The organism is Methylobacterium sp. TK31 (assembly GCF_055361545.1).
In genome coordinates, this window is sequence record NZ_CM143964.1 from 7501 (window position 1) to 20228 (window position 12728).

Consider the following 12728-nt stretch of genomic DNA (forward strand, 5'->3'; position numbering starts at 1 on the left):
TCGATGGTCTCGCGCTCGGCCGCCATGGCCCGGCGCTCGGCCGCCGAGATCTGCTCGCCGATCTGGTCCAGCGCCGCTACGGACATCTCCGAGGACAGGCCGTCCGCACCGAGGCGGCAGGCGGAGATCAGGGCCCGGTGCACGATGAGGTCGGCGTAGCGGCGGATCGGCGAGGTGAAGTGCGCGTAGCGCCGGAGATTGAGGCCGAAATGCCCGAGGTTCTGCGCGGCATAGACCGCCTGCGCCTGCGAACGCAGCACGACCTCGTTGATGAAGACCGCATGCTCGGTCTCCGCCACGCTGGCGAGGATGCGGTTGAACAGGGCCGGGCGCAGGATGCCCTCCTTCGGCAGCTTGATGCCGATGGAGGCGAGCACTTCGCCGAGCGCCCGCATCTTCTCCAGGGCCGGCTCGTCGTGCACCCGGTAGATCAGGGGCTGGCGCGCCTGTTCCAGGGTCTCGGCCGCCGCGACGTTGGCCTGGATCATGAACTCCTCGATGAGCCGGTGCGCATCGAGGCGGGCCGGCACCACCACGCGGTCGACCGCCCCGTCCGCGTTGAGCAGCACCTTGCGCTCGGGCAGGTCCAGGGCCAGCGGTCCACGCGCGTCGCGGGCCCGGCGCAGGGCGTTGTAGGCGGCCCAGAGGGGGCGCAGCACGGGTTCGAGCAGGGGAGCGGTGACGTCGTCGGCGAAGCCGTCGATGGCGGCCTGGGCCTGGGCGTAGCTCAGCTTGGCCCGCGAGCGCATCATCACGCGGTGAAAGCTGTGCCGGCGCTTGGCGCCCTCGGCGTCGATCACCATGCGCAGGGCCAGGGCCGGACGGTCCTCGGCCTCGCGCAGGGAGCAGAGGTCGTTGGAGATCCGCTCCGGCAGCATCGGCACCACCCGGTCAGGGAAGTAGACCGAGTTGCCGCGCAGGAGCGCCTCGCGGTCGAGGGCCGAGCCGGGCCGCACGTAGGCGGCGACGTCGGCGATGGCCACGGTGACGACGAACCCGCCGGGATTGGCCGGATCGGGATCGGGGATCGCCATCACGGCGTCGTCGTGGTCCTTGGCGTCCGGCGGGTCGATGGTCAGGAGCGGCGCGTCGCGCCAGTCTTCTCGCTCGCCTTGGCGCCCGTCTTGGCGCCCGTCGAGGCCCACCGGCACCACGGCGTCGGCCTCCGCCAGGGTGGCGGCGGAGAAGACGTGGGGGATGTGGTGGAGATGCAGGGCGATCAGGCTGACCGCCTTCTCCGAGCCCAGCGAGCCCAGGCGCTCGCGCACCCGGCCCTGGGGCAGGCCGAAGCGGCTCTCGCGCTGGAGGGTGACGCTGACGAGGTCGCCGTCGCGGGCCTCCCCCTCCTCGCCGGCGGGAATCGCGACCTCGCGCCCCTGCGCCCGCTTCTCGACGGGGATGATGCGCCCGCCCTCGGGGCCGGCGCGGAAGACGCCGATGATGTCGGACTTGTTCTTGCCCAAGACCTTGATGACGCGGCCGGTGTAGCGGCCCGGCTCGCCGGCGCTGGCCTCGACCCGCATCAGCACGCGGTCGCCGATGCCCGGCGCCGGCTGGCCCGGGCGCTTGCCGCCGCGCGGCGTGGCGACGGTGATCTTCGGGGCGGCGCCGTTGCCGACATCCCATTCGGCCGGGCTCGCCAGGAACTCGCCGTCGCGGTCCCGGGCGGTGATGTCGGCGAGCACCACCGGCGGCAGCCGGCCGGACGGCGCCAGCCCCCCGCGTCCGCGGGCGATGGCGCCGTCCTCCTCGATCTCCTTCAGGATGCGCTTGAGGCCGATGCGGTCGGCGCCCTTGATGTTGAAGGCCGCCGCGATCTCGCGCTTGCCCACCGTCTCGGTGGAGGCGGCGATGAAGGCGAGGATCTGCTCGCGGGAGGGAAGGCCGGCGGCGCCGGGATTGGGGTTGATGCGTTTTGCCAAGGGATCCGGCTCGCTGCGCGGGCGCGAGGCCATACGCGTGAAGGACGTGTCTCGCCGGGGGCGGGAGCGCGGCCCGGCGACTGTTCCCTAACATGGGCGCCGGACGCCGCCCCGGCAACGGCGCCGGCCCGGCCCTCAACATGGTTCAGCCGGTGGCGGCGGACTTGCGCAGGCGCTCCACGGCTGCGTCCACGTCGAAGTCGCGCGTCGTGAGTTCAGCCAGGGTGAACGGGCACACGGCCGGGAAGCCGAATTCCACCTGCGCCTCGGCCTCGCGGTACTCGGGGGCCTCGGCCTCGCGCACCCCGAGGGTCCAGAAGCCTTCGATATTGAGGCCTTCGGTTCCGCCCGGTTCCGCGGCGAGCTTCGCCTGACCCTGCCGGGCGGCCTCGCGCCAGAGGGCGCTGGCCCGGTCGTCGGACATCAGGGCGGCCCGCACGAGGTTGGCGAGGAGCGTGCGAAGTTCCGTGGCGGTCTCGGACATGAAGGGCGCTCGGCGCGAGGGATCGGTCCGCACCGAGGGGCAAGCCTCGCGCCAGATCGGGCCGCGGCCTGGCTCAGTAGGGCGTTCCCGTCGCCCGCCGGGCCTGCAGGGCCTCCGCGTACCAGACCAGCTCGTCGAGGAACCGTTTGGCGGCCTTCGGCAGCCAGTCGTCCTGGGCCGCGCCGGCTTCGTCGAGGGCCTTGCCGATGCGGGGGATCGGCAGGAGCGAGGGGATGCTCGACGCGCCGAGTTCGGCCAGCATCGCCCGGAGCTGCATCGCCGCGCGCACGCCGCCGTACTGGCCGGCCGAGTAGCACACGATGCCGGAGGGCCGCCAGGAATACTCCTCCAGGAAATGGTCGAGGGTGTTCGAGAGAGCGGGCGGGATCGAATGGTTGTACTCGGCCGAGACGACGAGGAAGGCGTCCGAGCGCCGGTACAGCGTCGCCAGGTCTTCGAGGACGGCCGGCGCCTCGCCCTTCGGGTATTCTTTGTACATCCGGTCGAGGAGGGGGAGTTTCAGCTCGGCCGGGTCGACCAGCGGCGCCTCGATGCCGCGGCTCTCCAGCTCGCGGATGACGAAGCGGGCGGCGCGCAGGCCCTGACGGTCGGAGCGGACGGAGCCGAGGATGACGGGAACGACGAGGGACATGGGACGACCTCCGTGGGATGCCCGCCCTGGTTACGCCGGGTGCCGGCGGCCTCCAAGCCCGCCGCCTGGCAGGCTGCGCCCTCAGAACCGCGTCGTCAGCCGGGTGAGCCAGTCGGGGGAGGCCTCGACGAGGGCGGTCTCCAGGGCCTTGTCGATCCCGAGCAGGATCGCGAGGCCGGTCAGGGCGAGGACGAGGCCCAGGGCCGCCTTGAGGCCCTTGCCGAGGCCCATCATCCGGTCGCGCCAGCCGACGAGCGTCGCCCGCGACAGGGTTCCGAGGATGACGAGGGGAAGGGCCGCGCCGAGGCCGAACAGCACCATGGTGAGGGCGACCGCGCCAAGGTCGCGTCCCTGCGAAGCGAGGAGCGAGGCGGCGCCGAGGGTCGGCCCGACGCAGGGGCTCCAGACCGCGCCGAGCAGGAGGCCGACGCCGAACTGTCCCGACAGGCCGGCGGTGGAGAGGCCCCCGAAGCGGGATTCCGTCCAGTTGCTCACGGGGCCGGCGGCGACGGCGAGCCGTGTCTGGGCCGCGGGCAGCATCAGCACGAGGCCGAGCAGAATCATCAGGATGGCGGCACCCATCCGGAACAGGCCGGTGTCGAGCCCGAGGCCGAAGCCGATCGTGGCCACGAACAGGCCGATCGCCACGAAGGAGAGGGCGAGGCCCGCGGCCAGCGCCAGGGGGCCGAGGCGGTGCTCGGAGGCCGCGGCGCCGAGGACCAGCGGCAGCAGCGGCAGCACGCAGGGCGAGAGCACCGACAGCAGCCCGGCGAGGAAGGCCAGTCCCAGGCTCGTGCCCACGGGATCGCCCTAGAGGGTCTTCTCGACGAGGCCCTCGATCCATTCGGGCTGGGTCTCGCCCACGGAGCGGCCGGTCTCGGTCTCGCCCTTGAAGGCGATCAGCGTGCTCTGCATGCGGGCGTTGAACTGCCTGAGCACGTCCTTCCGGGTGTCGAAATCGACGTCGAAGATGACAAGGTCCTTGAAGCGGGGCTGCTCGGCGAGCTTGGCCAGGATCGGCTTCTGGGTCTTGCAGATCGGGCACCAGGGCGCGCTCACCTCCACGAGGATCGGCTTGCCCGCCTTCTGCGCCGCCGCGAAGGCCTCTTGGGTGTAGGGCACGCTTTCGGCGGCGCGGGCCGGGCCCGCCAGGGCGAAGGGCGCGAGGGCGAAGGGCGCGAGGGCGAAGGGCGCGAAAGCCAGGAGGGCGAGGAGCGAGCGGCGGTACAGCATGGAAGGCCTTGCCTCGGCTTGGTGGGAATCGGGCTTCAGGGCCCGGCGCTATGTCCGGCGCGTCGTGTCCAGGTGTCGTCGGGGCGGAGCGCCGCCGTGTCGTGTCGCTCCTGCCAGCCCTCGATGCCCTCCGGATACCAGTGGACGTTCCGGTAGCCGAGACCGACGAGGCGTTTGCCGAGGTTCCAGCTTCCCCAGCAATCCGGGTGGCAGTAGGTGACGATCGCCCGGCCGCGATCCCCCTGCGTCAGGGCCGCGATCCGGTTGGCGAGCGCGGCCCGGTCCGACGCCGAAAGGGTGCCGGAGCCGGCCCCGGGCAGCCAGGTGCTGTCCGGGATGGTCCGGTGGATCGGCCGCCACAGGCGCCCGGCCGGCGGGTTCGGCGGCGTCGGGTCGGCCTCTGACACGTCGATCAGCACGGTCGACCCGCCCGCGATTAGGGCGTCGAGGGCGGGTTCGTCCACGACCGTGGCGCCCGCCAGGGTCTTCGGCGTGTAGCCCTGGAGCGCGCCCTCCCAGAGGCCGGCGGGCTCGGGCACGTCCACCGGCGAAACGGCCGGGGCGGCCGCGGCGAGGACCGACGTCGCGAGGAGGACCGCCGCGGCGCGGCGCAGGCGCTCAGTGGCTGGCGGCCGGCGCATCGAAGCTGTGCTCCCAGCGGCCGCCCTGGTTGTCCTGCGTCACCACCGTGACCCGGCCCTCGCCCTCGGGCAGGATGGCGAAGTTGATCACCGGATTGGCCGAGATCGAGATGTCGCCGTCCATGACGAAGACGTTCTTGTCGCCCCGCGCCACGCTGATCCGGTTGATGTAGCGGGCGGGCGTGTACTCGCGGCTGACCTGGTTCATCTGCAGCCCGGTGAAGTTCGGGTGGCGGATCATCAGGGTCGCGGCGATGGGCTTGCCCGGGCTCGCGTCGGCGAACTTCAGGCGCATGTCGCCCATGCCCTGCATCGCCTCCGCGTCGGTCATGCCCATCGGGGCCGAGCAGCCGCCGGAGGCCTTCACGAACTGGGTGGTCTGTACCAGCGTGCCGTCCTGGGTCTCGGCGACCGCGTGGATGTTGGTGTAGGTGTTGACCCGGATGCGCAGCTTCAGCGCCTCGGGATCGGCGGCGGGGCCGAAGGTGAAGTGCGCGGCCAGTGGCGCCGGGTTGTCGTCGATGACGAGGTAGAGGCCCTTGATCCGGTCCTTGTCGGCGATCGTCAGGGTGAGGGGCACGAGGGACGCGTCGCTCGCGCGATCCGGCAGGTCCATCTTCACCAGGGGCCGTGCGGTCTCGACCGTGCGGTCGCCGAAGATCGACTGGCGCAGGTCCGCCCAGCGGGCCTCGCGCTCGGCGACGTCGTCGCCCGCCGCGGCCCAGGCGCTGCCGGGCCCGGCCAGGGCCACGAGGAACAGGCCGGCGCTCAGGCCGGCGGTGCGGCGGGACATCCGCATGGCGTTTCACTCCTCGCACGATCGTGCAGGCCGTCTCGCGGGGGCGGCGGCCTTTCCAGCCTGCTTACGCCAATGCGTCGCGAAAGTCCGAGTTCGGATCGCGGGGTGCGGAGATATCTTGCGCAAGTTTGCGTGACGAGGCACCCGGCCGTTCGGGGCGTCCGATCCGTCGAGCCATCCCTGGTTGCCGCTGGTTCGGTATCGTCGCGTTGCGTACCCTCACCAGAGCGAGAATTCCGTGCCGAAATCGGTGGTCTTCACCCGCTCGCAGGTCTGCGGCTCCGCCCGGCAATCGGCCCTGGGCTTCAGCGCGAGGGTGCCGTCCGGTACCGTCTCGAAGGTCAGGAGAACCGCGGGCTCGTCGCCCTTGGTGTAGGCGAGGCCGACCTCGAAGCGGACGAAGTCGAACCGGTCGCGATCGGCATAGACGATGAGGTCTCGGGAGACGGATTCGCCGGGGTTCAGATCGGAGGGCTCGCTCCCCGTCTCGGTGGCGCCGGCGAAGAGCCGGCCCTCGCGCAGGATCGCCGTGCCGGGACCCGCGAAGCCGTAGGCGCGCGCCGTGGTGGTGCGATCCGCGCGTGTCGGTCCGCCGTCGGTCTTCGGGTTGGACTCCGCGTCGAAGCGCACCCGTACCCCGGTGACGTTGTAGACGAGGCCGAGCACGCGCACGCCGGTCTGGCCAACGTTCTTGCGCGTCACGGTGGAGCGGATGGCCACGTGCCCGTCGCGCTCGCCCGCCCGTACGAGGCTCGTCGTCACCGAGACGGCGGGTGGCTCCAGGGCCGGCTTGATCCGCGCCTCGTAGATGAAGGTGTAGACGGCCCAGGCGCCGGCCGCGAGGATCGCCAGGGTCTGCACCAGGGCGTTGGCGCGTTCCACGCGGTCGCTCCGCCGGGATCGGTGAGGTTCGTCGTGCGTCTGCATCTCGGGTCCCGGCCGTCACGTCGGGGCGGCAAGCCCGTCGGCAGGATCATGGTTCCGTCGGCCCCAGTGTGGCCGGCGGCAGAGGACGCCGAACCGCCCGGTCCCGGATCAGGGCCGGTCGCCGGAAACGCGCAACGCCGGAGCCCCTCGCGAGGCCCCGGCGTTGCGCCGTCGTCCGGGGAGCCGGGCCTGACGCCCGGCTCGGTCGCTCTCAGAGCGAGTAATACATCGTGAACTCGACCGGGTGCGGGGTCATCTCGTAGCGCATGACCTCCGTCATCTTCAGTTCGATGAAGGAATCGATCTGGTCGTCGGTGAAGACGTTGCCGGCCTTGAGGAAGGCGCGATCGCGGTCGAGGTTCTGCAGCGCCTCACGGAGCGAGCCGCAGACGGTGGGGATCTTCTTCAGCTCGCGCGGCGGCAGGTCGTAGAGATCCTTGTCCATGGCCGCGCCCGGATCGATCTTGTTGATGATGCCGTCGAGGCCGGCCATCAGCAGGGCCGAGAAGGCGAGGTAGGGGTTCGCCATCGGGTCGGGGAAGCGGACCTCGACGCGCTTGGCCTTCGGGTTCGTCGTCCACGGGATGCGGCAGGAGGCCGAGCGGTTGCGCGCCGAGTAGGCGAGCAGCACGGGGGCCTCGTAGCCGGGCACCAGGCGCTTGTAGGAATTGGTCGACGGGTTGGTGAAGGCGTTGAGCGCCTTGGCGTGCCGGATGATGCCGCCGATGTACCAGAGGCACTCCTGGCTGAGGTCGGCGTACTTGTCGCCGGCGAAGAGCGGCTTGCCGTCCTTCCAGATCGACTGGTGCACGTGCATGCCCGAGCCGTTGTCGCCGTAGACGGGCTTCGGCATGAACGTCGCGGTCTTGCCGTAGCTCTGGGCGACCTGATGGATGCAGTACTTGTAGATCTGCATGTGGTCGGCGAGCAGCGTCAGGGTGTCGAACTTCATGCCGAGCTCGTGCTGGGCCGAGGCGACCTCGTGGTGGTGCTTCTCGACCTTCACGCCCATGGACTGCATAGCGGCCAGCATCTCGCCGCGCATGTCCTGCGCCGAATCCTGCGGCGGCACCGGGAAGTAGCCGCCCTTGGTGGCGACGCGGTGGCCGAGGTTGCCGCCCTCGTAGTCGGTGAAGCCGTTGGTCGGCAACTCGGTCGAATCGAGCTGGAATCCGGTGTGGTAGGGGTCGGCGCCGAACTTGACGTCGTCGAACACGAAGAACTCGGCCTCCGGGCCGACATAGATGGTGTCGCCGATGCCGGTGGACTTGAGGAAGGCCTCGGCCAGCTTGGCGGTGCCGCGCGGGTCGCGGCTGTAGGGCGCGCCCGTGGAGGGCTCGAGCACGTCGCAGACGATCGACATGGTCGAGGCGGAGAAGAACGGGTCCATGCAGGCGGTGGCCGGGTCCGGCATCAGCAGCATGTCGGATTCGTTGATGGCCTTCCAGCCGGCGATCGACGAGCCGTCGAACATCGTGCCTTCGGAGAACATGTCGTCGTCGATCAGCGAGACGTCGAACGTGACGTGCTGCCACTTACCGCGCGGATCGGTGAACCGAAGGTCGACGTACTTGACGTCGTTGTCCTTGATTTCCTTCAGGACGTCGGCTGCAGTCTTGGCCATCCTTGGGGGTCTCCTTCATGTCTCGGCCCGTTGCGGCCGTGGTTTTGCCGCAGCGTGCACCGGCGCGCCGCAGAGCGGAAGGGTGTTAGCCGTCGAGCGTCTTGGGCGTCGAGCGTTTAGCGCAGGTGGAGCGTCCGGGCCAGCGCAATTTCGCAGGCTCCGACAGCGGACGGCCGCGAGAACAGACGCAAAAACAGAAACTTAGATCTGTCTTTCGGCCCGCTCGACCGGCTCGGGAGGCCGTTGAGGACATCGTGGCGCCGTCACGCCGCGCGCGGGCAGCCGCATCCCGGGTCGCGATCCGGCGCGTACCGCGGGGTGGAAGGAACTCCGGAAGGGCACGGACCGGGAAACGACGCCGGCTCCGGGCCGAGGGGGCCATCCCCACCAGGCCGTCACGCCGGTCGTGCGCGCGGATCCGTCGGATCCAGGCCCGGAGCCTCAGATCGCGTCGGTGCCGGTCTCGCCGGTGCGGATGCGGATCGCTTCCTCGATGGTCGAGACGAAGATCTTGCCGTCGCCGATGCGCCCGGTCTGGGCCGACTTGCGGATCGCCTCCACGGCGCCCTCCACCAGCGCGTCCGACAGCACGATCTCGAGCTTCACCTTGGGCAGGAAGTCGACGACATATTCGGCGCCCCGGTAGAGCTCGGTGTGGCCCTTCTGGCGCCCGAAGCCCTTCGCCTCGATCACGGTGATACCCTGGAGGCCGACCTCCTGAAGGGCTTCCTTCACCTCGTCCAGTTTGAAAGGCTTGATGATCGCTTCGATCTTCTTCATGCCGGGCGGGCCTGACCTCGATGCTGCTTGATCCATCGTTGGTATCATCGCCGTCCGGCCTTCGCCACGCCGATTTGTCGCGTCGGGCTGGAAAACTGCACAACGAATATGCACGCACAGCAAATCGTTTGGGCGAATGGCGGACGTGACGCCGTTTCGTGAGCCTCCAACGGGCAGCCCCGCGTGAATCACCAGAGGAAACCCCGATGACCACCCTGCGTCTGCTCAAGGTCGAGGCGATGCGCCGGGTCGATACCACCGCCATCGCGGGCGGAACGCCCGGAATCGCCCTGATGGAGCGGGCCGGGGCCGCCGTGGCGGAGCGCGCCCGCGCGCTGGCCGGGGCGGGCGCGCGCATCCTCGTCCTGTGCGGGCCGGGCAACAACGGCGGCGACGGCTACGTGGCCGCCCGCCGCCTCGTCGAGGCCGGCCATCCCGTCGATCTCGCCGGGCTGGTGCCGGCCGAGGGACTGTCCGGGGATGCGGCGGAGGCGGCCAGGGGCTGGAGCGGGCCGGTCCTCGAGCTCTCGGCGATCGGCGACCTCGCCGCCTACGGCCTCGTGGTCGACGCTCTGTTCGGCGCAGGCCTCGCGCGCGATCTCGACGGCGCGGTCGCGGCCCTGGTGGACCGGCTCGGGCGGGCCGCCCGTCCGGTGCTGGCGGTCGACGTGCCGAGCGGCATCGACGGGGATACGGGCGCGGTGCGCGGCGTGGCGGTCCGGGCGACCGAGACCGTCACCTTCGTGGCCCTGAAGCCCGGACATCTGCTCCAGCCCGGGCGCGCCCATTGCGGTACCCTGCACGTCGCCGAGATCGGCACCGGCGCGGACGCGCTGGAGGCGGGCCTCGCCGGGGATGCGCCGCTCTGGCGCAACGGGCCGGACCTCTGGAACGCCGCCTTCCCGCGGTTGAGCGCCGCGAGCCACAAGTACACCCGCGGCCACGCCCTCGTCCTGTCCGGCCCCGCCACCCGCACGGGGGCCGCCCGGATGGCGGCGCGCGCCGCGCTCCGGGTCGGCGCCGGCCTCGTCACCCTGGTCTCGCCGAGTTCGGCCCTGGCGGAGAACGCCGCCCACTGCACCGCGATCATGCTGCGCGCCTGCGACAGCGCCGACGACCTCGACGACCTTCTCGTCGACGAGCGCCTGAACGTGGTCCTGGCCGGGCCGGGCCTCGGCGTCGGCGCCGCCACCCGCGATCTCGTGGCGGTGGCCGCCGCGGCCGGACGCGCCCTCGTGCTCGATGCCGATGCGCTGACGAGCTTCAAGGGCCAGGCCCGCCTCCTGGCGGCGCACCTTTCCGACGGCGCCTCCGCCGCGGTGCTGACCCCGCACGAGGGCGAGTTCGCCCGCCTGTTCGAGGGCACCGACGCCAGCGACCCGGAGGTGGGCAAGCTGGAGCGCGCCCGGCGCGCCGCCGCCCTGGCCGGGGCTGTCGTGATCCTGAAGGGCGCCGACACGGTCGTCGCTGCCCCCGACGGCCGGGCCGCGATCAACGATCACGGCACGCCCTATCTCGGCACCGCCGGGTCCGGTGACGTCCTCGCGGGCCTCGTCGCCGGCCTGCTCGCCCAGGGCATGGACCCCTTCGAGGCCGCCGCCGCGGCGGTCTGGCTCCACGGCGATGCCGGCCTGCGCCACGGGCCCGGCCTGATCGCCGAGGATCTGCCGGAGATGATGCCGGAGGTGCTGGGGGCGCTGCTCGGGGTCTAGGTCACCTCGAACAGGGTCCAGAGCCCGGTGTCGAAGCGCTCCAGCACCGTGGAGCTGAGGAGCCAGCGTCCCGGATTGTCGGCCTTGAAGGCGATCCGCGCCGTGCGGCCTTCAAGGAGCTGGAAGGTGTCGAGCCAGTAGGGCTCCCAGCCGTCGTCGAGGGGGTGGAGCAGGCGGAAGACGTGGCCGTGCAGGTGCAGCGACTGCGGGAAGGCGGTCTCGTTCCGGATCGCCAGCACCACCACCTGGCCGCGCTTCACCGAGAACAGCGGCGCCATTCCGGCCGTGCCGGGCGCGCCGTTCACCGACCAGATCCGGTTCGGGTCGCCGGTATAGACCGGCTCGGCGGCGGGCTTGTCCTTGTCGAGCCGGGCTCCGCCCGTGAGGGTGATGTCGCGCCGGACGGCGTTCTGGAGCTTCACCTCGGCCGGTAGCAGCGGGTTGTCGCCGATCTTGGCGATCGGCGGCCGCGGCGGCGCGGCGGATTCGCCGCTGAGTCCCAGGGTGGCGAGCGCGATGCCGTTGCCGATCAGCGCCGTGATCGTACCCGTGGCGCCGGCCTCGGTCGGCATGTCGAGCATCAGGTCGTAGCGGGTGCCGGGCGGGAAGGGCAGGGTGGCCCGCAGGGGCTCGAAGGTGTCGGTGGGCTGGCCGTCCACCGCCAGCACGTAGACCTTCACGCCGTCGAAGCGGATGCGGGTGCCGCGGGCATTGCAGGCGTTGCCGAGGCGCAAGCGCAGGCGGCTGCCGGGCCGGACGGTGATCGGGGCCGGCACCGGCACGCCGTTCAGGGTCACGAGGCTGCCGAGGCGCCCGGAGCTCGCGGCGAAGATCGGCTGGCCGAAGGGCAGCAGCGCGTTCGCCTCGTCGAGCCGCCAGTCCTGCATCAGCAGGGTCAGGTCCTGGTCCACCGCCGGGGGCTTGGCTTCCTCGACCACCAGGGTGCCGGCGAGGCCGCGGCCCGAGGGCTCGCTCGATCCGCCGACCACCAGGGGACGAATCAGGAAGGTGCCGGCATCCGGCGGCACGAAGGCGTAGGTGAAGTCGGCCCCCGGGGCGATCGGCGCCTGGGTGACGCCGCCGACGCCGTCCATGGGGTTCTGGTTGCGCACCCCGTGCCAGTGCAGGCTGAGGGGCTTGTCCGTCCTGTTCTCGACCTTCAGCCGTGCCGTCTCGCCGAGACGGATCCGCACCACCGGGGGCGCCGTCCGGCTGTCGAAGCACCAGACCGGGGTCGGGGCGGCGGGCTGCGGCCTGAGGCGCAGCGTGCCGGGGGCCGCCGTCAGGGTGCGGGCGGGACCTGTCGCGGCGGGGCCTGACGCGGTCGCGCCTGCCGCGGCGGGAGCGGCCGGGGGAGCGGAGGCGGCCGGCGGTGCCTTCGTGCCCTGTGCGAAGGCACGGCGCGGCAGGAGAGCCAGGGCCGCGACACCGGCGAGGAGGGCGCGGCGCGAGGCCGAGACGGGCTCGTTCGGGCCGAGCGATCGGGTGTTCGGCAAGGGACCTTGCGGCATGGAACCTCGGCGTCGGGGAAGGACGGGACCGGGCGCGCAGGCGTCCGGGCGCCGCTTGTAGAATGCGGATTCGACGGACGCCAAATCGGCGTCCGGACCGGCCGCGCCGGCCCGGAACGATCCGCGGCGGGGCGCCGATTTTTTTGCTGCGGCCCGTGGCGCGCGTGCTATAGGACCCCGCTCTGGCGGCGGAAAGCGCGCCGGGCGTTGGCGCTTGCGGGCGTGGCGGAACTGGTAGACGCGCTGGATTTAGGTTCCAGTGTCGCAAGACGTGGGGGTTCGAGCCCCTCCGCCCGCACCAGTCCATCGCCGTCGGGAACGGATTGGCTCCATGCGATGGCCGGTCGGCCCGCCGCAGGCAGCCGGCCCCCGGCGGCGCATGAATCCGGCGCCGACCTCGTGGGGCCCGCAGGGGCGGGCCGCGAGGAACCAACCGAATTTGC

At 71.6% G+C, this 12728-nt stretch carries 12 protein-coding genes and 1 tRNA gene (1 of these 13 running past the window's edge); 2 read left to right on the forward strand and 11 right to left on the reverse strand.

All coding sequences use genetic code 11. From position 1 onward, the window contains the following. The 10 genes from rnr to ACXJY8_RS00090 all read right to left on the reverse strand — a co-directional run. A protein-coding gene (gene rnr / locus ACXJY8_RS00045) for a ribonuclease R (RefSeq protein WP_463774591.1) crosses the window boundary here: on the reverse strand, positions 1–1922 show its 5' portion. 412 nt of this gene lie to the left of the window's left edge; the window shows 1922 of its 2334 coding nt (coding positions 1–1922); it begins with the start codon at positions 1920–1922; its stop codon lies off the left edge, out of view. 145 nt (positions 1923–2067) lie between these two features. Next, entirely contained in the window at positions 2068–2406 is a 339-nt protein-coding gene (locus ACXJY8_RS00050) for a hypothetical protein (protein WP_463774593.1), read from the reverse strand. Between the two features lie 73 nt (positions 2407–2479). Then, positions 2480–3058 carry an NADPH-dependent FMN reductase gene (locus tag ACXJY8_RS00055; protein WP_463774595.1) on the reverse strand — a complete coding sequence of 193 codons (579 nt, stop codon included), beginning with the start codon at positions 3056–3058 and terminating at the stop codon, positions 2480–2482. A gap of 81 nt (positions 3059–3139) precedes the next feature. Continuing rightward, on the reverse strand, positions 3140–3859 hold the full coding sequence (locus tag ACXJY8_RS00060) for a cytochrome c biogenesis CcdA family protein (RefSeq protein ID WP_463774599.1): 720 nt from the start codon (positions 3857–3859) through the stop codon (positions 3140–3142). Positions 3860–3868: 9 nt separating this feature from the next. Beyond that, positions 3869–4291: a thioredoxin family protein gene (locus tag ACXJY8_RS00065; protein WP_463774602.1), complete on the reverse strand. Its 423-nt coding sequence runs from the start codon at positions 4289–4291 to the stop codon at positions 3869–3871. A gap of 35 nt (positions 4292–4326) precedes the next feature. Next, the gene (locus ACXJY8_RS00070) at positions 4327–4932 is read right to left on the reverse strand and encodes a rhodanese-like domain-containing protein (protein WP_463774605.1); all 606 of its coding nucleotides are present in this window, start codon (positions 4930–4932) and stop codon (positions 4327–4329) included. Then, positions 4910–5725 carry a quinoprotein dehydrogenase-associated SoxYZ-like carrier gene (locus tag ACXJY8_RS00075; RefSeq protein WP_463780237.1) on the reverse strand — a complete coding sequence of 272 codons (816 nt, stop codon included), beginning with the start codon at positions 5723–5725 and terminating at the stop codon, positions 4910–4912. The genes ACXJY8_RS00070 and ACXJY8_RS00075 overlap by 23 nt, the downstream gene beginning before the upstream one ends. A 225-nt stretch (positions 5726–5950) precedes the next feature. Continuing rightward, on the reverse strand, positions 5951–6613 hold the full coding sequence (locus ACXJY8_RS00080) for a hypothetical protein (protein ID WP_463774607.1): 663 nt from the start codon (positions 6611–6613) through the stop codon (positions 5951–5953). A 256-nt stretch (positions 6614–6869) separates the two neighbouring features. Next, positions 6870–8282: a type I glutamate--ammonia ligase gene (gene glnA / locus ACXJY8_RS00085; protein ID WP_463774608.1), complete on the reverse strand. Its 1413-nt coding sequence runs from the start codon at positions 8280–8282 to the stop codon at positions 6870–6872. A gap of 441 nt (positions 8283–8723) precedes the next feature. Next, the gene (locus tag ACXJY8_RS00090) at positions 8724–9062 is read right to left on the reverse strand and encodes a P-II family nitrogen regulator (protein WP_003600526.1); all 339 of its coding nucleotides are present in this window, start codon (positions 9060–9062) and stop codon (positions 8724–8726) included. A 206-nt stretch (positions 9063–9268) separates the two neighbouring features. Here ACXJY8_RS00090 and ACXJY8_RS00095 point away from each other — a divergent pair, with 206 nt between their 5' ends. Continuing rightward, the gene (locus tag ACXJY8_RS00095) at positions 9269–10774 is read left to right on the forward strand and encodes an NAD(P)H-hydrate dehydratase (protein WP_463774616.1); all 1506 of its coding nucleotides are present in this window, start codon (positions 9269–9271) and stop codon (positions 10772–10774) included. Here ACXJY8_RS00095 and ACXJY8_RS00100 read toward each other — a convergent pair. After that, entirely contained in the window at positions 10771–12285 is a 1515-nt protein-coding gene (locus ACXJY8_RS00100; RefSeq protein WP_463774620.1) for a multicopper oxidase family protein, read from the reverse strand. The two genes, ACXJY8_RS00095 and ACXJY8_RS00100, sit on opposite strands and share 4 nt — an antisense overlap. 216 nt (positions 12286–12501) lie before the next feature. Here ACXJY8_RS00100 and ACXJY8_RS00105 point away from each other — a divergent pair. Continuing rightward, positions 12502–12586: transfer RNA gene (locus tag ACXJY8_RS00105), tRNA-Leu, on the forward strand. The last annotated feature ends 142 nt before the right edge of the window (positions 12587–12728 follow it).